The organism is Pseudomonas putida (assembly GCF_009883635.2).
Taxonomy (GTDB): domain Bacteria; phylum Pseudomonadota; class Gammaproteobacteria; order Pseudomonadales; family Pseudomonadaceae; genus Aquipseudomonas; species Aquipseudomonas putida_W.
Genome location: NZ_CP026115.2, coordinates 4250561 through 4275677, shown reverse-complemented (window position 1 = coordinate 4275677; position 25117 = coordinate 4250561). Strand labels below are relative to the sequence as shown.

The window sequence follows — 25117 nt, the reverse complement described above, 5'->3', positions numbered from 1 at the left end:
TCTGGCTCTGGCTCTGGCTCTGGCTCTGGCTTTTGATTTTGATTTTGCTTCTAAGCGCGCGATAGTTCAGGCAACGCGAAATGCGACTTCAGGAGGCCGAGCGCAGGCGTCTGGAGGGCCAGGGTGCGCAGCACCCCTTCGGCGCAGCCGAAGGCGCGAGATGTAGACTTGCGCAGCAAGTCGTAGGCCGCGCGGGCCCGGAAGGCGCCGGAGCGAGGGGACCCCGGAGCGCAGCGCAGGGGCCGGATGATGGGAGCCAGCGTTTTTTGGTTACTTTTTGTCGCGTTTGACAAAAAGTGACCCGCCGTAAGGGCGGAAAGGTGACTGTGCGTCGCCATCGCAAATGAATGTACTCGACTGAATTAAAACCACCGCAGTCGAGCTTTTGGCTTTTGACTTTTGGCTTTTGGCTTTTGGCTTTTGGCTTTTTGGAAAAATGGGCATTTGAATCAGATCAACATTCATTTGCCAAGGTGGCGCTGAGTCACCTTTCCGCCCTTACGGCGGGTCACTTTTTGACTGGGCAAAAAGTAACCAAAAACCCCGGCTCCCATCATCCGGCCCCTGCGCTGCGCTCCGGGGTCCCCTCACTCCGGCGCCTTCCGGGCCCGCGCGGCCTACGACTTGCTGCGCAAGTCTACATCTCGCGCCTTCGGCTACGCCGAAGGGGTGCTACGCACCCTGGCCCTCCAGACGCCTGCGTTCGGCCTCCTGAAGTCGCACTCAGCGTCGCCTGGACTACCGCGCGCTTAGAAGCAAAAAGCAGAGCAAAAGCAGAGCAAAAGCAGAGCAAAAGCAACTGGACTGGATTCAGACTACTCGCGCCAGCGGGAACAGGCGCTTGAAGTTGGAGGTGGTCTGCTCGGCCAGTTGCTCGTAGCTGACCCCACGCAACGATGCCACATACTCCGCCACCTCCCGCACATACTGCGGCAGGTTAGGCTTGCCACGATGCGGGATCGGTGCCAGGTACGGCGAATCGGTTTCTACCAACAGGCGGTCGACCGGCACCTGCCGCGCCACCTCGCGCAGGGCATCAGCATTGCGGAAGGTGACAATGCCAGACAACGAGATGTAATAGCCCAGGTCCAGCGCCGCCCTGGCCATATCCCAGTCTTCGGTGAAGCAATGCAGCACACCCGCCTGAGGCAGATTCGCTTCCCGCAGTAGCGCCAAGGTATCGGCCCGCGCCGCACGGGTATGCACGATCACCGGCTTGCCAGTCTGACGCGAGGCCTCCAGATGCAGGCGGAACGATGCCTGCTGCAACTCGGCAGCTTCCGGTTCGTAGTGATAGTCCAGCCCGGTTTCGCCAATCGCCACCACATGCGGATGCGACAGCTCGCGCAACAGCCATTCCAGCGCCGGTGTCTCGCCCGGCGCCAGGTCCAGCGGGTGCACCCCCACCGAACAGTCGACATCGGCGTACTGCTCGCTCAGCGCCTTCACCGCCCCGGCATTTTCGGCACTGACGCCAATGCACAGGAAATGCCCGACCCCGCGCTCACGCGCCGCCTGCAGGGCAGCATCGAGGGAGCCCTGGTGGGCGCTCAGGTCAAGACGGTCGAGATGGCAATGGGAATCTACGAGCATGGCAGGCGGCACACATGAAAAGATGGAAAATCAGCGGGAACCCGGCAGCTGTACCCAATGGGCCAGCAGCGCTTCCAGCAGCAATACGCGATTGAGGTTGGCTTTGCCGAGCACCTTCTGGCGCTGCTCGAGGATCCACGCCTGGACCTCCAGCACCTTGCCCTGACGGGCCTTCTGCGCCAGGTACTGCACCACCTTGCGCATGTCGGCCAAGCCCAACCCCTCTTCATCCTGGGTCAACTGGTAACGCAGGATCAGGTGCGACCAGTCGCAGAACCAGTCGAACAGCAACAACAACGGCACACTGCTCCAGGCCTCGGCCAACTGGCTGGGCGATTGCTGCTGCTTGAGCAGCTTCTTCACCCCGTCGGTCACCAAGGCCCGTTGCTCACGCACACCTTGCGCTTGCAGGCTGACCGCCATCAGCGGCGAACCGGCGGCCAGGGTCAGCAGCTCCTCGCGCTCGGCCTCGTCGCTGTCGGGCAATGCCGTGGCCAGCCAGGCCTGGCTCTGCGCCAGGCTCGGCTGTGGGCAGACAACTTGCTGGCAGCGGCTCTTGATCGTCGGCAACAAGCGGCTGGGCTGGTGACTGACCAACAGCAGCACGGTATCGCCCGAAGGCTCTTCCAGGCTCTTGAGCAAGGCGTTGGAGGCATTGACGTTCATCGCCTCGACCGGCTCGATCAGCACCACTTTACGCCCGCCCAGCTGCGCCGTCTGCACCACGAACGACACCAGCTCGCGCACCTGGTCGACCTTGATCGGCTTGTCGGCCTCTTCCGGCTCCAGCACGAAGTTGTCCGGGTGGCTACCGGCCTTGAGCAGCAGGCACGACTTACACTGCCCGCAGGCATCCAGCCCCTGCGGCTGCTGGCACAGCAGACGCGCCATCAGCCGCTCGGCCAGGGCGCGCTTGCCAATGCCCTGCGGCCCGTGCAGTAGGTAGGCATGGGCGTGCCGGGCACGCCCTGCCAGTTGCTGCCACAGCGCCTGCTGCCAGGGGTAGGCCTCAGCCACGGCAACGCCCCACGATGGCAGGCAGCAGCGCATCGATGGCAAGCTGCACCGCCTTTAGTGGCTGGGCGGCGTCGAGCAGGCTGTAGCGCTGCGGTGCGCCATGGGCGCGTTGCAGATAGGCTTGGCGCACGGCTTCGAAGAAGGCCTGACCTTCCTGCTCGAAGCGGTCCAGGCGACCGCGCGCGGCGGCGCGAGCCAGGCCGACTTCCACAGGCAGGTCGAAGACCAGGGTCAGGTCCGGGCGCAGGTCACCCTGGACGAATTGCTCCAGCGCAGCGATACGCTCCACGGACAGGCCGCGGCCACCACCCTGGTAGGCGTAAGTAGCATCGGTAAAGCGATCACAAAGCACCACCGCACCACGGGCAAGCGCCGGGCGAATCACTTCGGCCAGATGCTGGGCACGGGCAGCGAATACCAGCAGCAGCTCGGTATCTGCGGCCATCACTTCGTCACTCGGCGCCAGCAACAGCTCGCGGACTTTTTCAGCCAGCGGCGTACCGCCAGGCTCGCGGGTCAGCACCACGTCCAGGCCCTGTTCGCGCAGGCGCGCGGCCAGGTAATCACGGTTGGTGCTCTTGCCCGCGCCTTCGGGGCCTTCAAGGGTAATAAACAAGCCGCTCACAGGCAGTCCTTAATGTTGTTCGTCAGGCGTTGGCGCGTCGGCCGGCGTGGCCTCGCTGGCAGGGTCCTGCTCAGCAGGCTCGGCGGCGTCCTCAGGTGCACTTTGTGGCCCCGGGCTGGACCGGTAATCCGCACGACGCTTGAGCTGAAACTCGCGCACCGCCGAGTTGTGATCGTCCAGGTCATCAGAGAACACGTGGCTGCCATCGCCACGGGCGACGAAGTACAGGCTGGTGCCATCGGACGGGTTGAGCGCAGCATGGATCGCCTCGCGCCCGACCATGGCGATCGGTGTCGGTGGCAGGCCAGTCATGGTGTAGGTGTTGTAGGGCGTCGGCTCACGCAGGTCGGCGCGGGAAATCTTGCCGTTGTAGCGCTCACCCATGCCATAGATCACCGTCGGGTCGGTCTGCAGCATCATGCCCAGGCGCAAGCGACGCACGAAGACGCCAGCGATCTGCCCGCGCTCCTGGGGGATGCCGGTTTCCTTCTCCACCAGCGAGGCCATGATCAAAGCCTGGTAGGGATCACGGTAAGGCAGGTCAGTGGTGCGCTCGGCCCATTCCTTGGCCAGCACTTCGTCCAGGCGCATGTACGCCTGCTGCAGCAGCTCGACGTCACTCATGCCGCGCACGAAACGGTAGGTATCAGGGAAGAAGCGGCCTTCAGGGAACACGCCGGTGTGGCCGAGCTTGTCCATCACTTCAGAGTCGGAAAGGCCATCCAGGGTGTGCTTGAGCTTTTCATGCTTGGCCACCGCCGAACGCACCTGGCGGAAGGTCCAGCCTTCGACCAGGGTCAGGTTGTACTGCACCACATCGCCACGGCGCCAGACGTCGAACAGATCTTCCACGGTCATGCCCGGGGTGAGGCGATACTCGCCGGTATGCAACTGTGTGCCGGCCATGTTGAAGCGCCAGTACAGGCGCAGCCAGACAGCGTCGTCGAGCAAGCCGTCGGCCTGCATGCGATAGAACATGCGGTTGGGGTTGGTGCCGTTGGGCACGTCGAGCAGGCGCTCTTCGGCCACGTGCAGGGGCTGCTCCAGCACCGAGTTGATCTTCCAGGCCGACCAGCCCAGGGCCAGGCCGGCGAGGATCAAGCCCATTTCCAGCAGCAGCAGGAATTTGCGTCTCACGAATTCAGGTATCCAGTAACGTACGGGCAACGGCCTGCAGTTTACGGGTGAGCGGGCCCGGCGACCAGTTCAGCGCGGCAATTCCACGCACGGGCCAGACACCGTAGACACTGTTGCAGACGAACACTTCATCCGCCTGTTGCAGTTCGTCGAATGCGATATCACGCACCTTTACCGCGATGCCCAGCCGTTGCGCCTGCTCCAGCAGGGCACCGCGCATCACGCCAGCTACGCCGCAACGGCTGAGGTCAGCCGTGAGCAGCACGCCATCGCGCACCAGGAACAGATTGCTGTATACGCCTTCGATCACCCTGCCCTGCCCGTCACGCATCAGGCCCTCGGCATGTTCGCTGTCCTGCCATTCGGCACGGGCCAGCACCTGCTCCAGGCGATTGAGGTGTTTGAGACCGGCCAGTAACGGTTGCTCCCCAAGCCGGGTCTGGCAGGGGAACAGCCGCACGCCGTGCTCGGCATGTTCGACAGGATAGCTGGGCAGCGGGCTGCCCTGGAGGATCCGGCGCGGCGCAACGCCGGCAACCGGTGCGTAGCCACGTTGGCTGTCGCCACGGGTGAGGACCAGCTTGGCGACACCGTCGCCCAGCTGACTGGCGAAGCGCAGGATTTCATCACGCACCAGCGCCAGGTCGGCGTTGATCATCAGCCGCTGGCAACCCAGCGCCAGGCGAGCCAGGTGGCCGTCCAGCAGACTGGGCCGGCCACCCCGCACGGCGATGGTCTCGAACAGGCCATCGCCGTAGGCCAGGCCGCGGTTCTGCAAATTGATCGCAGTCGCGGGCTGGCCGTCGATCCAGCTGTGCATCAACCGATGAACCGGCGGAACACCAGCGAACCGTTGGTGCCGCCAAAGCCGAACGAGTTGGACAACACCACGTCGATCGGCATGCTGCGCGCTTCGTGCGGTACGAAGTCGAGGTCGCAGCCTTCGTCCGGCTCGTCGAGGTTGATGGTCGGCGGCGCCATCTGGCTGTTGATCGCCAGCACGCTGAAGATCGCCTCTACCGCGCCGGCAGCGCCGAGCAGGTGGCCTGTCATCGACTTGGTCGAGCTTACCGCCAACTTGTAGGCATGCTCGCCGAACACGCGTTTGATCGCCGCCACTTCGGCGATGTCGCCGGCCGGGGTCGAGGTGCCGTGGGCGTTGATGTAGCTGACCGCTTCAGGCTGGATGCCAGCGTCGCGCAGGGCATTGGCCATGCAACGGGCAGCACCTTCACCGCTATCGGGCGGCGAAGTCATGTGGTAGGCGTCACCGCTCATGCCGAAACCGACCAGCTCGGCATAAATGGTCGCACCACGGGCCTTGGCGTGCTCGAGCTCTTCGAGCACCAGCGCACCGGCACCGTCGGACAGCACGAAGCCATCACGGCCCTTGTCCCACGGACGGCTGGCACGGGTTGGCTCATCGTTGCGGGTCGACAGCGCACGGGATGCACCGAAGCCGCCCATGCCCAGGCCGCAAGCGGCCATTTCGGCGCCACCGGCGATCATCACGTCCGCTTCACCGTAGGCGATGTTGCGCGCGGCCATGCCAATGCAGTGGGTGCCCGTGGTGCAGGCGGTGGCGATGGCGTAGTTCGGCCCCTGCAGACCCAGGTGAATCGACAGGAAACCGGAGATCATGTTGATGATCGAACCCGGCACGAAGAACGGCGAAATACGGCGCGGGCCCTGCTCGTGCAAGGTGCGGCTGGTTTCTTCGATGTTGGTCAGGCCGCCGATACCCGACCCCATGGCCACGCCAATGCGCTCGCGGTTGGCGTCGGTGACTTCCAGGCCGGCGTTACGCACCGCCTGGAAACCGGCCGCCAGGCCGTACTGGATGAACAGGTCGAGCTTGCGGGCCTCTTTGGCCGACAGGTACTGCTCAACCTCGAAGCCTTTCACCGAGCCGCCAAAACGGGTGGAGTAGGCAGACAGGTCCGTGTGTTCGATCGGACCAATGCCACTGCGGCCAGCCAGAATGCCCTGCCAGGTGCTCGGTACATCGGTACCCAGTGGCGACAGCATACCCATACCGGTGACCACGACGCGTCTACGCGACACAGTACTCTCCTTTTCTAATCACAGAGTTTCTTGCCATTGCATTCAAGCAATGGAATGAAATGGCAACAAGCTCTCGGCGCGAGCGAAGCGACGCTGAAGGCTCGCAAAGAAAAAACCGCACGCCGGCAAAGGCAGTGCGGTTCTTCTCGACAAGAAGCGTCGACTACAACGTCTTAGGCCTTGTGGCTGTTGACGTAGTCGATTGCAGCTTGAACGGTAGTGATCTTCTCGGCTTCTTCGTCAGGGATTTCGGTCTCGAATTCCTCTTCCAGAGCCATCACCAGCTCAACGGTGTCAAGCGAATCGGCACCCAGGTCATCGACGAAGGACTTCTCGTTGGTCACTTCCTCTTCCTTGACGCCCAGTTGCTCGGCGACGATTTTCTTGACGCGTTCTTCGATGGTGCTCATACCTAGTTTTCACTCCTAATGGACATATGTCAGGCAGCTGGCCGGTGACCAAGTTTATAGAAAGACGTTCGCTTTTCAAGCGGAACGCACCTTCCCTTGAACCACCGCACCCGCTGCCTGGAATCTGGTTGCAGCTTTATAACGGATTTTAGGCTCGCAGTATGACTCTTTTTTGAAGCAATCCGTCACATTGCGTTGCAGTTTTACATGTACATCCCGCCGTTGACCGGCACGGTAGCGCCGGTAACGTAGCCAGCGCCGTCCGACGCCAGGAACGAAACCACCTTGGCGATTTCATCAGCCTGGCCCAGGCGGCCCAGCGGAATCTGGGTCTGCAGGGCTTCGCGCTGCGCTTCTGGCAGCTCGCGGGTCATGTCGGTGTCGATGAAGCCCGGGGTCACCGAGTTGACGGTGATGCCACGCGAACCCACTTCACGCGCCAGGGCGCGGCTGAACCCTTCGAGGCCGGCCTTGGCCGCCGCGTAGTTGGCCTGGCCAGCGTTGCCCATGGCACCGACGACCGAACCGATGCTGATGATACGACCCCAGCGCGCCTTGGTCATGCCACGCAGCACGCCCTTGGACAGACGGTAGAGGCTGTTCAGGTTGGTGTCGATCACGTCGAACCACTCGTCGTCCTTCATGCGCAGCATGAGGTTGTCGCGGGTGATCCCAGCGTTGTTGACCAGAATGGCCGGCGCGCCGAACTGCTCGCCGATGGCGCCCAGTACCGCTTCCACGGACTCGGCGCTGGTAACATTCAGTTCCATGCCAGTGCCGGTGATGCCGTGCTCTTTCAAGGTGGCGGCGATGCGCTCGGCACCGGAAGCCGAAGTGGCGGTACCGATCACGGTCGCGCCCTGGCGGCCCAGTTCGAGGGCGATGGCCTGGCCAATACCACGGCTGGCGCCAGTGACCAGTGCAACTTTACCTTGCAGGCTCATGCAAGCTTCTCCAAATCAGGCCAGCGCCGCGCGGGTGGCGGCGACAGCATCAGGGGTATTGAGGTTGTAGGTGGTCACGCCGTCGGCGCAACGCTTGTTCAGGCCAGCCAGGACCTTGCCCGGGCCGCACTCGACCAGGTTGACCGCACCGTTGGCGGCCAGGGTCTGCACGCATTCTACCCAGCGCACCGGCTGGTACAGCTGTGCCAGCAGGTCCTGCTTCAGGGCATCGAGGTCGGCGGCGATGGCGGCGGTGACGTTCTGCACCACCGGGATCTGCGGGGCCTTCCATTCGATGGCGTTGACGAACTCGGCAAAGCGCTCGGCAGCTGGTTTCATCAGGGCGCAGTGCGACGGCACGCTGACCGCCAGCGGCAGGGCACGCTTGGCGCCCTTGGCCTTGCACAGCTCCATGGCGCGGTCGACCGCTGCCTTGTTACCGGCGATGACCACCTGGCCTGGCGAGTTGAAATTCACGGCGCTGACCACTTCGTCTTCGGCCGCTTCGGCGCAGATTTCCACCACGACGGCGTCATCCAGGCCGAGGATTGCAGCCATGGCGCCATGACCGGCCGGCACGGCTTCCTGCATCAGCTGGCCACGGCGCTCGACCAGGCGCACGGCATCTTTCAGCGACAGTGCGCCGGCTGCAACCAGAGCGCTGTATTCACCCAGGCTGTGACCGGAAACGAAGGCCGGCTGCGCGCCGCCCTCTTCCAGCCACAGGCGCCACAGGGCGATGGAGGCGGTGAGGATCGCCGGCTGGGTCTTGTCGGTCTGGTTGAGTTGTTCTTCCGGACCTTCCTGGACCAGCTTCCACAGGTCATAGCCCAGAGCCTCGGAAGCCTCCTTGAAGGTCTCGATGACCACCGGCTTTTCAGCACCGAGTTCGGCGAGCATGCCCAGCGACTGGGAACCTTGACCTGGGAAGACGAATGCGAGGGATGCAGACATTGAACAAGCCCTTATGATCTTGTCGTCGGATAGGGTGCGCCAGGCCTCGGGCCGGGCGCGGAATCTGAAAACTTGGATGAAAACGAAAACTGAGCGGTCACATTTAAGCACTTCATGGCAGAAATGCCTAAGGCAACAAGTCTTCGAGGCGGCCATGAAGCCGCTGCGGGAGATTTTCCTGGATCTCGATCAGTGCTCGCTGGATCGCGCTCTGGAAGCCCTGCACCCCCGCCGAGCCATGGCTCTTGATGACGATGCCCTGCAGGCCGAGAAAGCTCGCGCCATTGTGCCGCGCCGGTGCCAGGTCGGCCTGCAGGCGCTTGAGCAGTGGCATCGCCACTGCCCCGGCGACACGCGACAACGCGCCGCCCTTGAACAGCTTTTCGATACGCTCGCCGATCATGGTCGCCAGGCCTTCGCTGGACTTGAGCAGGATGTTGCCGACAAAGCCGTCGCACACCACCACGTCCGCCTCGCCGCGATACAGGCCGTCACCTTCGACGAAGCCGACATAATTGAGGCCGCGGGCGTTCTGCAGCAACGTGGCCGCCAGCTTGACCTGCTGGTTGCCCTTGATGTCCTCGGTACCGATGTTCAGCAGCGCCACGCGCGGCCGGTGAATGCCCAAAGCCTGGGCAGCCACGGAGCCCATGACGGCAAACTGGTAGAGGTTATCGGCACTGCAGTCGACGTTGGCACCAAGGTCGAGCAGCTGGCAGTAACCCGCCTGGGTCGGAATCGCCGCCACCATGGCTGGCCGATCGATACCCGGCAGGGTTTTGAGCACGAAACGCGACAACGCCATCAGCGCCCCGGTATTGCCGGCACTCACGCAGGCCTGGGCCTTGCCGTCACGCACCAGTTCAAGGGCGATGCGCATCGACGAGTCCGGCTTGCCACGCAACGCCTGGGATGGCCGCTCGTCCATACCGATCACCTCACTGGCGGCGACAATCTGCAGGCGCGCGCGATCCGCAGCTGCCAGGCCGCTGACAAGATCTTCAAGGAGGGAGGGTTGACCGACGAGGGTCAGGTGCAGCGAGGGGGTAGCCGAAAGGCAGGCAATGCTAGCCTGGACAATGCTGCGGGGACCGAAGTCCCCGCCCATTGCGTCGATCGCGATGATCTGAGCGGACAAGGATTACTCGTCAGCGCCCTTGTCGACCACTTTGCGACCACGGTATACGCCTTCTGGCGAAACGTGGTGGCGCAGGTGTACTTCACCGGTGGTTTTCTCTACCGACAGCGCGTTTTCCGACAGGGCGTCGTGCGAACGGCGCATGTCACGGGCAGAGCGGGATTTTTTGTTCTGCTGAACAGCCATAATTGATTAACTCCTAAACGTTTGGGTCACGCTTTAACTGCGCCAAAACACTGAACGGGTTGGACCGCGATACCTCGTCCTTGCTCGATTCGGGCTCGTCTGCGCCCGCCGGCTGCTGGCATTCTTCCGGATGATGAGCAGGCACGATAGGCAAGGCGAGCAGCAGCTCCTCCTCGACCAAGGCCTGCAGATCCAATGGATCTTCGCCCAGTTCCAGCACGTCATAGCCTTTCGGCAACGACTGGGTATTCGCACCCTCCTTCACCACGGCGTATGTACATTCGCTGTGGATCGGCAGGGTGACCAGCTCAAGACAACGCTGGCAAACCATTTTGACTTCGACGTCCAGCTCGCTGTGGATAACCACCACGTGCTGTTCATCTCGTTCAAAATCGAACTTCGCCTGCACCGTACCGACATCGTCGGAAAGCGGGTCGCAGAGTCTTTCCAAATCAGCGAGTTGCAGCGTACCAGTGATGGATACGCCTCGGTCGGCTAATTTGCGCGGGTCAACGTGAGGTGGAATCGGGTCATTCAACATAGGCGCAGCATTCTAGGGATGCCCCCCGCCCCTGTCAAAGGAAATTCGGCGACATCTTGCATGTTAGAATCAGGTTCATCTGACCAGGAGTCTATCATGCTGCCTCTGTTGCTGGCTTCCAGCTCTGCCTATCGGCGCGAACTGCTCGCGCGCCTGCGCCTGCCCTTCACCTGGGCAAGCCCTGATCTAGACGAGCGGCGCCTGGCCGACGAGCCCGCCGTTGAGCTGGTACGGCGCCTGGCCAGGCAAAAAGCCGAAGCGCTTGCCGCCAGCCATCCTCAGCACTTGATCATCGGCTCCGACCAGGTCGCGGTACTGGGCGAGCAGATCCTCGGCAAGCCGCACACCTTCGATCGCGCCTGCGAGCAGTTGCTCGAAGCCAGCGGCCAGCAGGTGACCTTCCTGACCGGACTGGCGCTGCTCAATACCGCGACCGGGCACTGCCAGGTCGACTGCGTGCCTTTTACGGTGACGATGCGCGAGCTGGATCGGGAGCGCGTGGAGCGCTATGTGACAGCGGAGCAGCCGCTGGATTGCGCAGGGAGCTTCAAGGCTGAGGGTTTGGGGGTGAGTTTGTTTCAGAGTACCCACGGGTGCGACGCCACCAGCCTGATCGGGCTGCCGCTGATTCGACTGGTGGATATGCTGACCCGGGAAGGCGTGGTCATACCTTGAGATTTTTGGGGGCGCTTTGCGCCCCCAGCAATTTCGAATCAGCGCAGCTGCGGGCCCTGGAACCCCATCCACATGGCCAGGTGCTCGGCCACGCTGGCGCCAATGCGCTTGGAGAAACGATCGAACGGTGATTCCTGCACGGTGTAGTCAACCAGATCCTTCTCACCGACGATTTCACGCGCCACATAGCTGGCACTACCCAAACCATCCACCAGCCCCAGCGCCTTGGCCTGCTCACCCGACCAGACCAGGCCGCTGAACAACTCCGGATGCTCCTTGTCCTTCAGGCGGTCGCCCCGCCCCTGCTTGACCATGGCAATGAACTGCTGGTGCGTGGTGTCCAGCACACCCTGCCAGAACGCTCGCTCATCAGGCTTTTCAGGCGAGAACGGATCAAGGAATGCCTTATGCTCGCCAGCGGTGTAAGTACGCCGCTCGACACCCAGCTTTTCCATTGAACCGACAAAGCCGTAGCCGGCTGCCGTCACGCCAATGGAGCCGACCAGGCTGGCCTTGTCGGCATAGATCTCATCTGCCGCACTGGCGATGTAGTAGGCGCCGGAAGCCCCCAGATCAGTGATCACCGCATACAGCTTGGTATCCGGGTGCTCGCCGCGCAGACGACGGATCTCGTCATACACGTAGCCCGCCTGCACCGGGCTGCCGCCCGGACTGTTGATGCGCAGGACCACCGCCTTGGTCTTGGGGTCCTTGAACGCATCACGCAGGCTCTTGACGATATTGTCGGCGCTCGCGGCCTCCTGATCGGCAATCACGCCTCGCACCTCGACCAGGGCCGTGTGATTGCCACTGCGCGATGCAGCCTTGTCCACATCCATGAACGGCAGGAACAAGGCCAGGATGCCGAACAGGTAGACGAAGGTCAGCAGCTTGAAGAAGATCCCCCAGCGCCGTGACCGACGCTGCTCCTGGACCCCGGCCAGCAGGGTCTTTTCCAGCAGCTTCCAGCTCTTCTGCTCGACACGATCCTCTTCGTTCTGCGCTTCACGCGCTTCGCGAGCGAGGCGCTCCTCTTCGGTTTCGTTAACCGGCGCTTTCCACTCGTCAGCCATGCTCACCTACCTTGGAATTGAACTTGCCTGGAACCTGCCAGCCACTCGCGCAGCTGGGAAAAATGATCGATGCACACCTGCGGGCCAAACTCGGCCAGTGCCTTCAGCGACATGGCGCCATAGCCCACCGCCACCGAATGCATGCCAGCGTTGCTGGCCATCTGCAGGTCGAACGCCGAATCGCCGACCATCAGCGCCCGCCCAGGCTCGACACCGCAATGCCCGAGGATTTCCTCAAGCATCAGCGGATGGGGCTTGCCGCGGGTTTCGTCGGCGGCACGGGTAATGTCGAAGAACTGCTCCCAGCCATTGGCCTTGAGCACGCGATCCAGCCCGCGGCGCGCCTTGCCGGTCGCTACCGCCAGGCGATAACCCTCGGCACGGAACGCATCCAGTGATTCGACCACACCCTCGAACAGCGGCGAAGGCTGCTGATCGAGCGCCATATAGATGTCGGCGTAATGCTGACGGAAGGTTTCGACCTGCAGCGGATCAAGGTGCGGATACAGCGTCGAGATGGCCTCCCCCAGCGCCAGGCCGATGATACCCTTGACGGCGTCCTCGGGGCTTGGCGCCTCTCCGGCACGCTCGGCAGCGGCATTCATTGACTCGACGATACGACCGATGGAATCGGCCAGGGTGCCGTCCCAGTCGAAGATCAGCAACTCATAAGGCTTGTTCGACAGATCACGACGCACTCAAACGCTCCACGGTCTTCGCCCAGACTTCGTCCACAGGCGCTTCGAGTTTCAGCTCGCCACCATCCGGCAGCGGCACGGTCAATGCGTAGGCATGCAGGAACAGGCGCTTGCCACCCAGCTCGCGGATCTCGCGGCTGAAGTCCTCGTCGCCATACTTGCTGTCACCGGCGATCATGTGCCCGGCATGCAGGGTATGCACGCGAATCTGGTGGGTACGACCGGTGATCGGGCGTGCCTCGACAATGGTGGCAAACTCGCCGAAACGGCGCAGCACGCGGAACAAGGTCAGCGCCTCCTTGCCTTCGTCGTTGACTTCGACCATGCGCTCGCCAGAGCGCAGGTTGCTCTTGAGCAGCGGCGCGTTGACCTGCTTCTTCGAGGTTGGCCAGTGGCCACGTACCAGCGCCATGTAGCGCTTGTCCACGCCATCACCACGCAAGGCGGCATGCAGATGGCGCAGCATGCTGCGCTTCTTGGCAATCATCAGCAGCCCCGAGGTGTCGCGGTCCAGGCGATGCACCAGCTCCAGCTCCTTGGCGTCCGGGCGCAACTGGCGCAGCGCTTCGATCACGCCGAAGCTCAGGCCACTGCCGCCGTGCACGGCGATGCCGGCCGGCTTGTTCATCACGATCAGCGCCTTGTCTTCATAGACGATGGCGGCCTCCAGGCGCTGCAGCAGCCCTTGGGCCACCGGCGCCGGTTCGTCACGCTCAGGCAACCGGACAGGCGGCACGCGCACGATGTCGCCGGCCTGGATCTTGTACTCGGGCTTGACCCGGCCCTTGTTGACCCGCACCTCACCCTTGCGCAGGATGCGGTAGACCAGGGTCTTGGGCACGCCCTTGAGCGCCGTGATAAGGAAATTGTCGATGCGTTGGCCGGCAAGTTCCGGCGCGACTTCGATCAGCTGAACGCCGGAAGTCGGAGGGGTATTGGTCGTCATGGCGGGAATCATAACAATTATTTATGGAATTGAAGCACTTAATCATCAATGCTATAGTCGCGAACGCCGCCAAAAGCGGCAGGCCAGTGAAACCAGGCCCTGGGCCGGTTCCTGACCTACGCAGTTCTCCAGGACGCGAGGCCGTCCTACGGGGTTTTCGCCAGTTTACCGAATTGCCTGGAATCGCCACCAGCGCTGTGTAGAGAAGACCGAAAAAAAACGACAAGTGTGGTTTTTCACCTGCTTCCCGATTCTTTTCGCTGTACCTCTGCCCGCCCCCGTCGCTTCCACGCAACGCCAGGCGAATGCTTCGGAAATACCTGCCTTGGATATGTAATGGCGTCAGCTTCCCGTTCGAAGCTGGCGAAAAATGCAACCCGTTGCGGATTCAGCGCGCGGCAGCACCCGAATTATCAGGGATACGTGCAGGGTGGAGATGCACAGCCCTCGGACCGTGTAGCACCGCGTCCGGCCACCGGCCCACTGAATGGCCGGCGAGCGGATAAGGTCCTGAACAGATGCCCTCGGGCGTCCACGGCTGACGGTTGATTCCTCCTCCTGACTGAGTGCACGAGGCCCGCTTGGTTGATTCGGATACCCATTCGAAGCCACCGGGGCCTGGTAGGCACCGCAGCAAACAGGACGCGTCGTCGCGACAACGGCAGGCTGGGCAACCGGCTGGTGCCGAACGTTGCTCGACACGGGGGTGGCCCGGCCACCCTTTGCGCACCTTGGCACCGACCATGAGAAGTCGTGTGTGCCGAACGCCGTTTCCGGCAGCCCGGAAACCGACGGTACAACATGAAAAGAATGCTGATTAACGCAACTCAACCCGAAGAGTTGCGTGTAGCCCTGGTGGACGGCCAACGTCTCTACGACCTGGACATCGAGTCCGGCGCGCGCGAGCAGAAAAAGGCCAACATCTACAAAGGCAAGATCACCCGGATCGAGCCCAGCCTCGAAGCCGCCTTCGTCGACTTCGGTTCCGAACGTCACGGCTTCCTGCCGCTGAAGGAAATCTCCCGCGAATACTTCAAGAAGTCCCCTGAAGGCCGGGTCAACATCAAGGAAGTCCTGAGCGAAGGCCAGGAAGTCATCGTCCAGGTCGAGAAGGAAGAGCGCGGCAACAAAGGCGCCGCCCTGACCACCTTCATCAGCCTGGCTGGCCGCTACCTGGTGCTGATGCCCAACAACCCACGTGCCGGTGGCATTTCCCGCCGCATCGAAGGCGAAGAGCGCAACGAACTGCGTGAAGCCCTGAACGGCCTGACCGTGCCGGGCGACATGGGCCTGATCGTGCGCACTGCCGGCCTTGGCCGCAGCAGTGAAGAAATGCAGTGGGACCTCGATTACCTGCTGCAGCTGTGGACCGCCATCAAGGAAGCGTCCCTGGACCGCGCCGCGCCATTCCTGATCTACCAGGAAAGCAACGTCATCATCCGCGCCATCCGCGACTACCTGCGCCAGGACATCGGCGAAGTGCTGATCGACAGCATCGATGCCCAGGAAGAAGCCCTGACCTTCATCCGTCAGGTGATGCCGCAGTACGCCAGCAAGGTCAAGCTGTACGAAGACAGCGTGCCGCTGTTCAACCGCTTCCAGATCGAAAGCCAGATCGAGACCGCCTTCCAGCGCGTCGTCGACCTGCCGTCCGGCGGCTCGATCGTGATCGACCCGACCGAGGCCCTGGTCTCCATCGACATCAACTCGGCGCGCGCCACCAAAGGCAGCGACATCGAAGAAACCGCCCTGCAGACCAACCTGGAAGCGGCCGAGGAAATCGCCCGCCAGCTGCGCCTGCGTGACATCGGCGGCCTGATCGTCATCGACTTCATCGACATGACCCCGGCGAAGAACCAGCGCGCCGTAGAAGAGCGCGTGCGTGAATGCCTGGAAGCCGACCGTGCCCGCGTGCAGGTCGGCCGCATCTCGCGCTTCGGCCTGCTGGAAATGTCCCGTCAGCGCCTGCGCCCATCGCTTGGCGAAAGCAGCGGCATCGTCTGCCCACGCTGCTCCGGCACCGGCATCATCCGTGACGTCGAATCGCTGTCGCTGGCCATCCTGCGCCTGATCGAAGAAGAAGCCCTGAAAGACCGTACTGCCGAAGTACGCGCCCAGGTGCCAATCCCGGTCGCCGCGTTCCTGCTCAACGAGAAGCGCAACTCGATCACCAAGATCGAACTGCGCACTCGCGCGCGCATCATCATCCTGCCGAACGACCACCTGGAAACCCCGCACTTCGAAGTCCAGCGCCTGCGCGACGACAACCCGGAAGTGCTGAACAACCAGTCCAGCTACGAAATCGCCGCCTCCGAAGCCGAAGAAGCGCCGCAGCCGACCGCCACCCGCACCCTGGTTCGCCAGGAAGCTGCGGTGAAGACCGCCCCGGCCCGCACCAACGCCCCGGCACCGAGCGCCGCCGAAGAGCAGCCGCAGCCTGCTGCACCGGCAGCCCCTGCGCCGAGCGCACCTGAGCCAAGCCTGTTCAAGGGCCTGGTGAAGTCGCTGGTCAGCCTGTTCGCCGGCAAGGAAGAACCTGCCGCCGCACCGGTCGTTGCTGCCGCCGAGAAGCCCGCTGCCGAGCGCAGCCAGCGCAACGAAGAACGCCGCAACGGCCGCCAGCAGAGCCGCAACCGCAACGGCCGTCGCGATGAAGAGCGCAAGCCGCGCGAAGAGCGTGCCGAGCGCGCGCCGCGTGAAGAGCGTCAACCGCGCGAAGAACGCGCACCTCGTGAGGAACGTGCTCCACGTGAAGAACGTGCACCTCGCGAAGAGCGTGCTCCACGTGAAGAGCGTGCACCCCGCCAGCCTCGCGAAGACCGCCGCGGCAATCGCGGTGAAGAACGCGTACGTGAGCTGCGTGAGCCGCTGGACGCCACACCGGCAGAACGCGAAGAGCGTCAGCCGCGTGAAGAACGTGTAGCCCGTGAAGAGCGTGCTCCACGTGAAGAACGCGCCCCACGTGAAGAGCGTGCACCCCGCGAAGAACGTACCCCACGCGAAGAGCGCGCACCTCGCGAAGAACGTGCTCCGCGTGAAGAGCGTGCACCTCGCGAAGAACGCCAGCCTCGCCCACCACGCGAAGAGCGCCAGCCACGCCCGGCCGAACAAGCCGCCGAGCAGGCCGCCGAGCTCGCCGATGAGCAACTGCCGAACGAAGAGCTGCTGCAGGACGAGCAGGAAGGCACCGATGACGAGCGTCCGCGTCGTCGCTCCCGTGGCCAGCGTCGCCGCAGCAACCGTCGTGAGCGCCAGCGCAATGCCAATGGCGAGCTGATCGAAGGCAGCGACGAGGAAGGCAGCGACGAACAGCCGCATCAGCACCAAGCCACGGAGCTTGGCGCCGAACTGGCTGCCGGCCTGGCCGTCACCGCCGCTGTCGCCAGCAGCCACATCAGCGCCAGCGCCGAAGCTGAAGCCAACCAGCAGGCCGAACGCGCCAGCACCGAAGCTGTAGCCACCGAAAACAGCGAAGTCGCCCAGCCGTCCGAGCAGTTTGAAGTGGTCGCTCAAGCCGAGGAAGCTGTCATCGCCCCGGTGGTCGAACAGCCCGTCAGCGAGCCGGTCGCCGTGGTCGAAGCCAGCGCCGAGCCAGTGGTCGAAGTCGCACCGCAGCCAGTGGTTGAAGAAGCCCCTGCCGCCGAGCCGGTAGTGGTTGCCGAAGCACCGGTCGAGGCCCCTGCTGTCGAAGCCAAGGTGATCGAAGCGCCAGTGGTCGAGGGCGGTGAAGCCGAGAAGGCTCAGGTGGTAGCTGAAGAAGCAGCGATTGCCGAACAGCCCGTTGCGGTCGTCGAAGCTCAGCCGGAAGTCGTGGCAGAACCTGCACCTGCCGTCGTTGAGGCCGCCCCGGTAGCCGTCGAACCGGCCCCGGTCGAAGAAGCACCGGCCGTCGCCGAAGCCGCCACCGTAATGCTGCCAAACGGCCGCGCGCCTAACGACCCACGCGAAGTGCGTCGCCGCAAGCGTGAAGCCGAGGCCGCTGCCAAGGCTGCACAGGAAGCCGCCGAGCCAGTGCTGGAAGCCGCCGATGAGCACAAGCCTCATTGATAGCTGACGCTGAATGAAAAAGCCCCGCCAGTGCGAACTGGCGGGGCTTTTTCTTGGCTATCTGTTTCACCAGGACCGGCCTCTTCGCGGGACAAGCCCGCTCCTACAGGTATCGCGCTTCTTGTAGGAGCGGGCTTGCCCCGCGAAAGGGCCCGCCCAGGCAGAGCAATCAGTAAAGGTTGGGCTCCATCTCCAGTTCCACCCCGAACCGTGCCAGGATATCCGCCTGGATTCGCTGCGCCAGCGCATGCAGCTGCGCCCCGCTCGCCTGGCCATAGTTGACCAGTACCAGCGACTGCAACCGATGCACCCCGGCATCACCCTCACGATACCCTTTCCACCCCGCCTGCTCGATCAGCCAGCCCGCTGCCAGCTTCACCTGGCCGTCAGCCTGGGGATAAGCGACCACACCCGGATGCTGGGCACGGATGCGCTCCACCTGCTCAGCCGACACCACCGGGTTCTTGAAGAAGCTCCCAGCATTGCCCAGCTCGGCTGGGTCCGGCAATTTCTCGCGACGAATGCTGCAAATGGCGTCACTGATCGCCTGTGCGGTCGGTTGCTCGATACCCTGCTCCGCCAGACGCTGGCGCACTGGCCCATAATCCAGGTGGGCACGCAACGCACGGCTCAAGGCAAAACGCACACGCAGGATCAACCAGCGCCCGGGGTTTCGCTTGAACACGCTGTCGCGGTAACCGAAGGCGCACGCCTCCAGGTCAAAGTCACGCAGCTCGCCAGTCTCCCGGTCCAGCGCGGTCAGCCCGGCGAACACATCCTTGATCTCGACACCATAGGCGCCAACGTTCTGCATCGGCGCAGCACCCACGGTCCCGGGGATCAGGCTGAGGTTCTCCAGGCCACAATAGCCTTGCGCCAACGACCATTGCACGAACGGGTGCCAGGGTTCGCCGGCTTCTGCCTCGACCACAACCTGCTCGCCGTCATCACTCAGCACGCGCCGACCACGGCTGGCCATGTGCAACACCACAGCATCGATATCGCGGGTCAGCAGCAGGTTGCTGCCACCACCGATCACCTGCACCACCAGCTCACGCCGACGCGCCTGGGCCAACGTCTCGCGCACGTCGTCATCGCCGTGCGCCTGGGTGAAATAGCGGGCTTTCACATCGATGCCGAAGGTGTTGTAGGGTTTGAGCGAAACCTGCTCCTGCCAAACCGCTGTCATAGCCGCCCCTTGATTTCCACGACCAGTTCGCGACATGCAGCTTCGATCAGGTCGAGCACCTGCTCGAAGCCCTCGGTGCCGCCATAGTAAGGGTCCGGCACCTCGTCCAGGGCCGCGCCGTAACGGCGCAGGAACAGGTCGAGTTCGCCAGCGGCGTTGTGCGGGCGCAGGGCGCGCAGGTGGCCGAGGTTGCTCTCGTCCATGGCCAGGATCAGGTCGTACTCGGCGAAATGCGCCGGTTTGACCTGCTGGGCACGTTGCTGCGACAAGTCATACCCACGCGCCAGCGCCGCCTTGCAGGTGCGGCTGTCAGGGGCCTTGCCGACATGCCAGTCACCGGTACCTGCAGACGCCACATGCACCTGCCCAGCCAGCCCTGCCACCTGCAACTGATGGCGCAGCACGCCTTCGGCGGTGGGCGAGCGACAGATATTGCCGAGGCAGACGAACAGGACGCGCATCAGGCCTCCAGCAAGCGCCGTACGCGCTCCAGGTCTTCAGGGGTATCGACACCCACGGCTGGCGCCTCGATGGCGTCCTCGACGTGGATACGCACGCCATGCCACAGCGCACGCAATTGCTCCAGGGCCTCGGCCTGCTCGAGCCAGCATGGGCCCCAGCTGACGAAATCCTGCAGGAAACCGACGCGGTACGCGTACATGCCGATGTGGCGACGATAGGGCACGCCCTGCGGGAGCTGGTTGCGGTCCTTGGCAAAGGCATCGCGGGCCCACGGCAGCGGCGCGCGGCTGAATGTCAGGGCCAGGCCATTCTTGTCGCTGACCACCTTGACGGCATTGGGATTGAACACGGTTTCCGGCTCATGGATCGGTTCGGCCAGGGTGGCGATGCCGGCTTCCGGGTGGGCAGCCAGGTTGGCGGCCACCTGGTCGATGATCACCGGCGGGATCAGCGGCTCGTCACCCTGCACGTTGACCACGATGGCATCGGCCGGCAGGCCGAGGTGCGCGGCCACTTCGGCCAGGCGGTCGGTGCCCGATTCATGGTCGGCGCGGGTCATCAGCACTTCGGCGCCGAAGGCCTGGCAGGCTTCAAGGATGCTGACGTCATCGGTGGCGATGACCACGCGGTTTGCACCGCTCTTGCGCGCCTGCTCCCAGACATGCTGGACCATCGGCTTGCCGGCGATCGCCAGCAATGGCTTGCCTGGCAGGCGCGTGGAGCGCAGCCGGGCAGGAATGACCACGGTGAAGTTCACGCTCATTTGTCCAGACGCTCATCGTCGGTCAAGGTACGCGCCTCGCTTTCCAGCATCACCGGGATGCCGTCGCGGATCGGGTAGGCCAGGCCAGCGCCCTTGCTGATCAGCTCGGTCTTGTCGGCACTGAGCTTGAGCGGGCCCTTGGTGATCGGGCAGGCCAGGATATCGAGCAGTTTGGTGTCCATGGAAGCGTCCTTGAGGCCGGATGGCCGGAAATTGAAGAAGGGCTCAGGGCTTGCGCAGCAAGCGCTGCAGCTGGCTGTCGAACCAGGCGCCGAAGGCTGGCGTGGGCTGTGCCTCGACAGCCAGGTACCACCAGTCATCGGCAGCGAAGGCCCGGCATTTCACCGCATCCTTTTCGGTCATGACCAGCGGCAGCGCCGGGCTGAATGCCAGGCTTTCGGCGCTGAACTGCGCATGGTCGGCAAAGGGATGCGGCACCGGCTGCCAGTTTAGCCCCAGCAGGGTGTTGAAGAAACGTTGCGGGTTACCGATACCGGCTACCGCGTGCAGGCGCTGGCCTGCAGGAAAAAGATCAAGCTCGCGGCGCTCGCCGCTGCGCAGGTTGACCAGGGCGGACGGTTGCAGGCGGAAACCGAAACCCTCGGCGCAGTCTTCACTGGCGCCGTTGAACAGCACGGCATCAGCTTCCTGAAGACGCTCGGCAGGCTCGCGCAGCGGCCCGGCCGGCAGGCAACGGCCATTGCCCAGGCCACGGGCGGCATCGATCAGCACCAGTTCAAGGTCACGGGCCAGGCGGTAGTGCTGCATGCCATCGTCACACAGGATCAGGTCGAGCGGCTCGCTGGCCAGTAGCGCCCGCACCGCGGCGGAACGGTCAGGGTCGATCATCAGCGGCACGCCAGTGCGCTGGACGATCAGCAAGGGTTCGTCACCGGCCTGCTCGGCTGGCTGGCTCGCGGCTACCCGCCAAGGGAAGTGCGGCGGCTTGGCGCCATAGCCACGGCTGACCACTCCGACCTTGAGGCCCTGGCGACGGCAATGCTCGATCAGCCAGAGAATCATCGGTGTCTTGCCGGTGCCGCCCACGGTGATATTACCCACCACGATCACCGGTACCGGCGCCCGGTAGCTGGCACTTTCACCCTTGAGAAAACGCGCGCGCTTGCGCGTCACCACGCGCCGGTACAACGCTTCGAGCGGGCGCAGCAGCGCCAGGGCCGGATGCCCGGCATACCAGGCAGCGAGCAAGCGGTCGGCGAGCGCCATCAAGGTGTCCCCTGGGTGGCCTCGACGGTGGTCATGCGCAAGTGGCTGAAACCGAGCTTGCCGGCAGCATCCATTGCGGTGATCACGGCCTGGTGCGGGGTCTTGCCGTCGGCGCTGATGGCCAGCGGCAGCTTGTTGTCGCCACCCGACTCGCGCTCGATGGCTTCGGTCAGGGTCGCCAGGTCGCTCTTGGGCAGCAGGTGGTTGTTCACCGAATATACGCCATCGGCGCTGATGGTCACTTCCACCAGCTTGCCCTGATCGGCCGGCGCCTGCTCGGCACTGGCCGCTTCGGGCAGCTCGACGCGCAACTGCGTCTCGCGGGTGAAGGTGGTGGTGACCACGAAGAACAGCAGCAGGACGAACACCACATCGATCAGCGATGCGAGGTTGATGTCGACGTTCTCCCGCTGGCGATTGCGCCGGAACTTCACGCCTTGCCTCCGGCCACTTCCACTTCGCGGTCGCCCTGGATCACTTCCACCAGCTTGATCGCCTCCTGCTCCATGCCCACCACCAGCTCATCGATGCGGCGCAGCAGGAAGCGGTGGAAGAACACCGCCGGGATACCGACCATCAGGCCCGCTGCAGTGGTGACCAGGGCCTTGGAGATACCGCCGGCCAGCACGGCGGCGTTGGCGGTCATCTGCGAGCCCATGAAGGCGCTGAAGATGTCGATCATGCCCAGCACGGTGCCCAGCAGGCCGAGCAGCGGTGCCATGGCGGCGATGGTGCCGAGGGTGCTGATGTAGCGCTCGAGTTCGTGGATGACGCGCGAGGCGGCTTCCTCGATGCACTCTTTCATGATTTCGCGACCGTGGCGCGAGTTGGCCAGGCCCGCCGCAAGAATTTCGCCCAGCGGCGAGTCGGCGCGCAAGGCCTTGAGCTTGTCACTGGTGAGTTGCTTGTCCTTGATCCACATCCACACCTGGCCCAGCAGATGCGGCGGGGTGACGCGGCTGGCGCGCAGTGTCCACAGGCGCTCGACGACGATAGCCATGGCGGCGATGGAACTCAGAATGATCGGCAGCATCATCCAACCACCGGACTTGACCAATTCCCACACAGTAAACGCCCCTCTGGAAAAAGGCCGCCACTCTAACACAGGAGCGCAAGGGGCTCATCTGCCGGAGGTCAGGCAAATGGCAGGACCGGCCGCCTCGCGGGCAAACCCGGCCCAGATCAGCCATCGCCTACATCACGCCAGAAACGTCGCTGCCGGCGCATACTTTCAACCTCCCCCTGTCCACCCAACACCACGCGCAACGCCCCCTCCACCGCCGTGTCGTGAACAACCAGCCCATGCCGCCGATAACGCTCGACCACCTGTGCATGCGGGTGCCCGAAGCTGTTGTTGCGCCCCCGCGAAATCAGCACGCCACGTGCAGCCGTAGCGCGGATGAACGCCTCGGTGGAAGACGTACGGCTGCCATGGTGCGGCGCCTGCAGCCAGTCGACACGGGGTGCAGCGGTGTCCACCAGCCAAGCCCGCTCGGCGCCAGCCTCCATATCCCCCGCCAGCAACATCCGCTCGCCTTGCGCCTCGACCATCAGCACACAGGAGCGGTCGTTGCTACTTTGCCCATCCACCCAGTGCCATAGCGAAAAATGCACGCCATCCCATGTCCATTGCTCGCCACTGCTACAAGGTTGCAACTGAACGTCACCCAGTGCCTCACCGCCAACTATCCGACCGATCGGCAAGCCTCGCTGGATGGCCGCAGCGCCGCCGGCATGGTCGGCATGGGCGTGGCTGATCAGCATCAGGTCCAGGCGATCCACCCCCAGCTTGCGCAGGGTTGGCAGCACCACCCGCTCGCCCAGATCGGTTTCGCCCTTGGCCGGCCCGGCGTCGTACAGCAGGGTGTGATGCTGCGTGCGTAACAGCATCGCCAAGCCTTGGCCGACGTCCAGCTGCCAGATCTCGACCTGCCCATGGGGCACGGGCGCCTTCGGCACCCACAAGGCCAACAGCATGACCCCGCCCAGGCCACGCAGCGGCACACCGCGAGGCAACAGCAACAGCAGCGCCCCGCAACACACCAGCAACCAGGCCCACACCGGCAGTGCCGGCGGTATCCATGCCGGCCGCCACTGCGCCAGCAAACCCAGCAGGTGGAACAGGAGGTCCAGCAAACCACCTGCGCCCCACAGCAGGCCCTCGCCAATGCCGGCCAGCGGCAGCAACAACGTACCGAGCAACGCCAGTGGCAGCACAGCCAGGCTGACCCAGGGCACCGCCAGCAAGTTCGCTGCAGGCGCACTCAGGCTGACCGGCAACCCCGTAGCCAATAGCACCGGCAACAGACCGACGGCGATCACCCACTGGGCTCGCGTCCACGCCTGCCAGGGTCGCCAGCCGCCGAGCCGTGCCGCAAAGCTGTAGATAAGGATCGCCACCGCCGCGAACGATAGCCAGAAACCAGGGAGCAACGCCGCCAAGGGTTCGACCAGCAACACCAGGTTCAATGCCAGCAACAGTGGCAACACCGCCCCCAGCTGGCGAAAACGCAGGCGCCACAGCAGCACCACCGCCAGCATCAGGCAGGCGCGTTGCACCGATACTCCCGCACCGGCCAACCAGCCGTAGCTCAGTGCCCCCGCCAACGCCAGGCCGCAGGCCCACGGCAACCACGGCCAACCCCGCGGCCAGAGCCCCCAGCGCGCCAGGCCCGCGACCAGGGCATACAGCAAGCCCGCGAGCAGACCAATGTGCTGCCCGGAAATCACCAGCAGGTGCACCGTGCCGGTTGCCTGCAACGTCTGCCACTGCTCACGGGCCAAGCCCGCCCCATCGCCGAGCACCAAAGCCACCAATGCCGCTTCCTGCCCCTGCGCATCGACCTTGAGCAGCCGCTCGCGCAGCGCATCCCGCCACCCCGGGGCCACCGCGTGCATGAGCTGGCCGGCCTTTACCGTGCCAGTGGCACCGATGCGTCGGGCCAGCAGCAGCGCCTCGCGATCCGGGCCATGGGGGTTGAGCAACCCAGCCGGGCGCTGCAAGGTGACTGCCATGCGCCACTGCTCGCCAGCATGCATGACCGGGCCATCGAACCAGCTCAGTTGCAGGCGCCGGGGCAGCTCGGCGCGGCGCGAATGCGCTTGCTCCAGCTCGAAGCGCATGCCCTGTGCAGTCCGCGTAGGCAGCCCGACCACCCTCCCCTCCAGCCATAGCGTGCGGCCATCCAGGCTCGCTGCCAGGCGGTCATCCAGCGCCTGCTGTGCCGACCAGCAGGCCCAGCACAGCCCCAGCAGAAAACAACCCAGCGGCCACAACCGGGTGCCCGCGCAGATGCCACCGCCCAGCAGCAGCAAAAGCAGCCACCCGACCGACGGCAAAACGGGGAGAAAGCCCAGGCACATCAGACCGAGCGCGAGCGCAAACATCCCTGTGCGCATGAGATAGAGCTCCAGTAACGGAATCGCTT

General features: G+C 64.0%; 25 protein-coding genes. 2 read left to right on the top strand and 23 right to left on the bottom strand.

Features of this window, described 5'->3' with window-relative positions; translation table 11 throughout:
* Window positions 1-810 precede the first annotated feature (810 nt).
* From C2H86_RS19475 to C2H86_RS19420, 12 genes are all read right to left on the bottom strand, one after another.
* Window positions 811-1593, bottom strand: coding sequence for a TatD family hydrolase (locus C2H86_RS19475; protein WP_159409412.1), 783 nt, complete (start codon window positions 1591-1593; stop codon window positions 811-813).
* 30 nt (window positions 1594-1623) lie between these two features.
* On the bottom strand, window positions 1624-2610 hold the full coding sequence (locus tag C2H86_RS19470; protein ID WP_159409411.1) for a DNA polymerase III subunit delta': 987 nt from the start codon (window positions 2608-2610) through the stop codon (window positions 1624-1626).
* Window positions 2603-3235 (bottom strand): dTMP kinase, encoded by a 633-nt coding sequence (gene tmk / locus C2H86_RS19465; RefSeq protein ID WP_159409410.1) that lies wholly within the window; start codon window positions 3233-3235, stop codon window positions 2603-2605. The genes C2H86_RS19470 and tmk overlap by 8 nt, the downstream gene beginning before the upstream one ends.
* 9 nt (window positions 3236-3244) lie before the next feature.
* Window positions 3245-4372: an endolytic transglycosylase MltG gene (mltG, locus tag C2H86_RS19460; protein ID WP_159409409.1), complete on the bottom strand. Its 1128-nt coding sequence runs from the start codon at window positions 4370-4372 to the stop codon at window positions 3245-3247.
* Between the two features lie 4 nt (window positions 4373-4376).
* Complete coding sequence (gene pabC / locus C2H86_RS19455; RefSeq protein WP_159409408.1) at window positions 4377-5192, bottom strand: aminodeoxychorismate lyase; 816 nt, start codon at window positions 5190-5192, stop codon at window positions 4377-4379.
* Complete coding sequence (gene fabF, locus C2H86_RS19450; protein ID WP_159409407.1) at window positions 5192-6436, bottom strand: beta-ketoacyl-ACP synthase II; 1245 nt, start codon at window positions 6434-6436, stop codon at window positions 5192-5194. Before fabF ends, pabC begins: the two co-directional genes overlap by 1 nt.
* A 173-nt stretch (window positions 6437-6609) precedes the next feature.
* Window positions 6610-6846, bottom strand: a complete 237-nt coding sequence (acpP, locus tag C2H86_RS19445; protein ID WP_008096410.1) for an acyl carrier protein — start codon at window positions 6844-6846, stop codon at window positions 6610-6612.
* A 203-nt stretch (window positions 6847-7049) separates the two neighbouring features.
* Window positions 7050-7790, bottom strand: a complete 741-nt coding sequence (gene fabG / locus C2H86_RS19440) for a 3-oxoacyl-ACP reductase FabG (RefSeq protein WP_103449709.1) — start codon at window positions 7788-7790, stop codon at window positions 7050-7052.
* Window positions 7791-7805: 15 nt separating this feature from the next.
* Window positions 7806-8744: an ACP S-malonyltransferase gene (gene fabD / locus C2H86_RS19435; protein WP_110638329.1), complete on the bottom strand. Its 939-nt coding sequence runs from the start codon at window positions 8742-8744 to the stop codon at window positions 7806-7808.
* A gap of 127 nt (window positions 8745-8871) precedes the next feature.
* A complete protein-coding gene (gene plsX / locus C2H86_RS19430) occupies window positions 8872-9882 on the bottom strand; it encodes a phosphate acyltransferase PlsX (RefSeq protein WP_159409406.1) in 1011 nt (336 codons plus the stop codon).
* 3 nt (window positions 9883-9885) lie between these two features.
* Window positions 9886-10068: a 50S ribosomal protein L32 gene (gene rpmF, locus C2H86_RS19425; RefSeq protein ID WP_003247154.1), complete on the bottom strand. Its 183-nt coding sequence runs from the start codon at window positions 10066-10068 to the stop codon at window positions 9886-9888.
* Window positions 10069-10081: 13 nt separating this feature from the next.
* Entirely contained in the window at window positions 10082-10609 is a 528-nt protein-coding gene (locus C2H86_RS19420; protein ID WP_027919446.1) for a YceD family protein, read from the bottom strand.
* Between the two features lie 96 nt (window positions 10610-10705).
* Between C2H86_RS19420 and C2H86_RS19415 the strand changes: the two genes are divergently transcribed.
* Window positions 10706-11284 (top strand): Maf family protein, encoded by a 579-nt coding sequence (locus C2H86_RS19415; protein ID WP_159409405.1) that lies wholly within the window; start codon window positions 10706-10708, stop codon window positions 11282-11284.
* A gap of 38 nt (window positions 11285-11322) precedes the next feature.
* Here C2H86_RS19415 and C2H86_RS19410 read toward each other — a convergent pair whose 3' ends face one another.
* Genes C2H86_RS19410 through rluC form a run of 3 tightly spaced genes read right to left on the bottom strand, consistent with a single transcriptional unit; the run spans window position 11323 to window position 14001 of the window.
* Window positions 11323-12357, bottom strand: a complete 1035-nt coding sequence (locus tag C2H86_RS19410; protein WP_159409404.1) for a S49 family peptidase — start codon at window positions 12355-12357, stop codon at window positions 11323-11325.
* Between the two features lie 2 nt (window positions 12358-12359).
* The gene (locus tag C2H86_RS19405; RefSeq protein ID WP_240349611.1) at window positions 12360-13055 is read right to left on the bottom strand and encodes an HAD family hydrolase; all 696 of its coding nucleotides are present in this window, start codon (window positions 13053-13055) and stop codon (window positions 12360-12362) included.
* Complete coding sequence (gene rluC, locus C2H86_RS19400; RefSeq protein WP_103449704.1) at window positions 13045-14001, bottom strand: 23S rRNA pseudouridine(955/2504/2580) synthase RluC; 957 nt, start codon at window positions 13999-14001, stop codon at window positions 13045-13047. The genes C2H86_RS19405 and rluC overlap by 11 nt, the downstream gene beginning before the upstream one ends.
* Window positions 14002-14802: 801 nt before the next feature.
* Between rluC and rne the strand changes: the two genes are divergently transcribed.
* Entirely contained in the window at window positions 14803-18048 is a 3246-nt protein-coding gene (gene rne / locus C2H86_RS19395) for a ribonuclease E (RefSeq protein ID WP_159409403.1), read from the top strand.
* Window positions 18049-18217: 169 nt separating this feature from the next.
* Here the strand turns inward: rne and murB are convergent, their stop codons facing one another.
* The 8 genes from murB to C2H86_RS19355 form a co-directional block, all read right to left on the bottom strand.
* Complete coding sequence (gene murB / locus C2H86_RS19390; RefSeq protein WP_159409402.1) at window positions 18218-19237, bottom strand: UDP-N-acetylmuramate dehydrogenase; 1020 nt, start codon at window positions 19235-19237, stop codon at window positions 18218-18220.
* On the bottom strand, window positions 19234-19698 hold the full coding sequence (locus C2H86_RS19385) for a low molecular weight protein-tyrosine-phosphatase (protein WP_159409401.1): 465 nt from the start codon (window positions 19696-19698) through the stop codon (window positions 19234-19236). Before C2H86_RS19385 ends, murB begins: the two co-directional genes overlap by 4 nt.
* Window positions 19698-20462 (bottom strand): 3-deoxy-manno-octulosonate cytidylyltransferase, encoded by a 765-nt coding sequence (gene kdsB, locus C2H86_RS19380; RefSeq protein ID WP_159409400.1) that lies wholly within the window; start codon window positions 20460-20462, stop codon window positions 19698-19700. The genes C2H86_RS19385 and kdsB overlap by 1 nt, the downstream gene beginning before the upstream one ends.
* A complete protein-coding gene (locus tag C2H86_RS19375) occupies window positions 20459-20644 on the bottom strand; it encodes a Trm112 family protein (RefSeq protein WP_003247142.1) in 186 nt (61 codons plus the stop codon). The genes kdsB and C2H86_RS19375 overlap by 4 nt, the downstream gene beginning before the upstream one ends.
* A gap of 43 nt (window positions 20645-20687) precedes the next feature.
* The gene (lpxK, locus tag C2H86_RS19370; protein WP_159409399.1) at window positions 20688-21689 is read right to left on the bottom strand and encodes a tetraacyldisaccharide 4'-kinase; all 1002 of its coding nucleotides are present in this window, start codon (window positions 21687-21689) and stop codon (window positions 20688-20690) included.
* Window positions 21689-22123 (bottom strand): ExbD/TolR family protein, encoded by a 435-nt coding sequence (locus tag C2H86_RS19365; RefSeq protein ID WP_159409398.1) that lies wholly within the window; start codon window positions 22121-22123, stop codon window positions 21689-21691. The genes lpxK and C2H86_RS19365 overlap by 1 nt, the downstream gene beginning before the upstream one ends.
* Window positions 22120-22755, bottom strand: coding sequence for a MotA/TolQ/ExbB proton channel family protein (locus tag C2H86_RS19360; RefSeq protein WP_016391244.1), 636 nt, complete (start codon window positions 22753-22755; stop codon window positions 22120-22122). Before C2H86_RS19360 ends, C2H86_RS19365 begins: the two co-directional genes overlap by 4 nt.
* Before the next feature lie 116 nt (window positions 22756-22871).
* Window positions 22872-25088 carry a DNA internalization-related competence protein ComEC/Rec2 gene (locus C2H86_RS19355; RefSeq protein ID WP_159409397.1) on the bottom strand — a complete coding sequence of 739 codons (2217 nt, stop codon included), beginning with the start codon at window positions 25086-25088 and terminating at the stop codon, window positions 22872-22874.
* Between the last annotated feature and the right edge of the window lie 29 nt (window positions 25089-25117).

Excerpts from the sequence above, each read along its gene's own strand:
- C2H86_RS19475 (WP_159409412.1), bottom strand. The coding sequence starts at position 1,593 with ATGCTCGTAGATTCCCATTGCCATCTCGACCGTCTTGACCTGAGCGCC.
- pabC (WP_159409408.1), bottom strand. The coding sequence starts at position 5,192 with ATGCACAGCTGGATCGACGGCCAGCCCGCGACTGCGATCAATTTGCAG.
- acpP (WP_008096410.1), bottom strand. The coding sequence starts at position 6,846 with ATGAGCACCATCGAAGAACGCGTCAAGAAAATCGTCGCCGAGCAACTG.
- fabG (WP_103449709.1), bottom strand. The coding sequence starts at position 7,790 with ATGAGCCTGCAAGGTAAAGTTGCACTGGTCACTGGCGCCAGCCGTGGT.
- fabD (WP_110638329.1), bottom strand. The coding sequence starts at position 8,744 with ATGTCTGCATCCCTCGCATTCGTCTTCCCAGGTCAAGGTTCCCAGTCG.
- rpmF (WP_003247154.1), bottom strand. The coding sequence starts at position 10,068 with ATGGCTGTTCAGCAGAACAAAAAATCCCGCTCTGCCCGTGACATGCGC.
- C2H86_RS19420 (WP_027919446.1), bottom strand. The coding sequence starts at position 10,609 with ATGTTGAATGACCCGATTCCACCTCACGTTGACCCGCGCAAATTAGCC.
- C2H86_RS19415 (WP_159409405.1), top strand. The coding sequence starts at position 10,706 with ATGCTGCCTCTGTTGCTGGCTTCCAGCTCTGCCTATCGGCGCGAACTG.
- C2H86_RS19410 (WP_159409404.1), bottom strand. The coding sequence starts at position 12,357 with ATGGCTGACGAGTGGAAAGCGCCGGTTAACGAAACCGAAGAGGAGCGC.
- rluC (WP_103449704.1), bottom strand. The coding sequence starts at position 14,001 with ATGACGACCAATACCCCTCCGACTTCCGGCGTTCAGCTGATCGAAGTC.
- rne (WP_159409403.1), top strand. The coding sequence starts at position 14,803 with ATGAAAAGAATGCTGATTAACGCAACTCAACCCGAAGAGTTGCGTGTA.
- murB (WP_159409402.1), bottom strand. The coding sequence starts at position 19,237 with ATGACAGCGGTTTGGCAGGAGCAGGTTTCGCTCAAACCCTACAACACC.
- C2H86_RS19385 (WP_159409401.1), bottom strand. The coding sequence starts at position 19,698 with ATGCGCGTCCTGTTCGTCTGCCTCGGCAATATCTGTCGCTCGCCCACC.
- kdsB (WP_159409400.1), bottom strand. The coding sequence starts at position 20,462 with ATGAGCGTGAACTTCACCGTGGTCATTCCTGCCCGGCTGCGCTCCACG.
- C2H86_RS19375 (WP_003247142.1), bottom strand. The coding sequence starts at position 20,644 with ATGGACACCAAACTGCTCGATATCCTGGCCTGCCCGATCACCAAGGGC.
- lpxK (WP_159409399.1), bottom strand. The coding sequence starts at position 21,689 with ATGGCGCTCGCCGACCGCTTGCTCGCTGCCTGGTATGCCGGGCATCCG.
- C2H86_RS19355 (WP_159409397.1), bottom strand. The coding sequence starts at position 25,088 with ATGCGCACAGGGATGTTTGCGCTCGCGCTCGGTCTGATGTGCCTGGGC.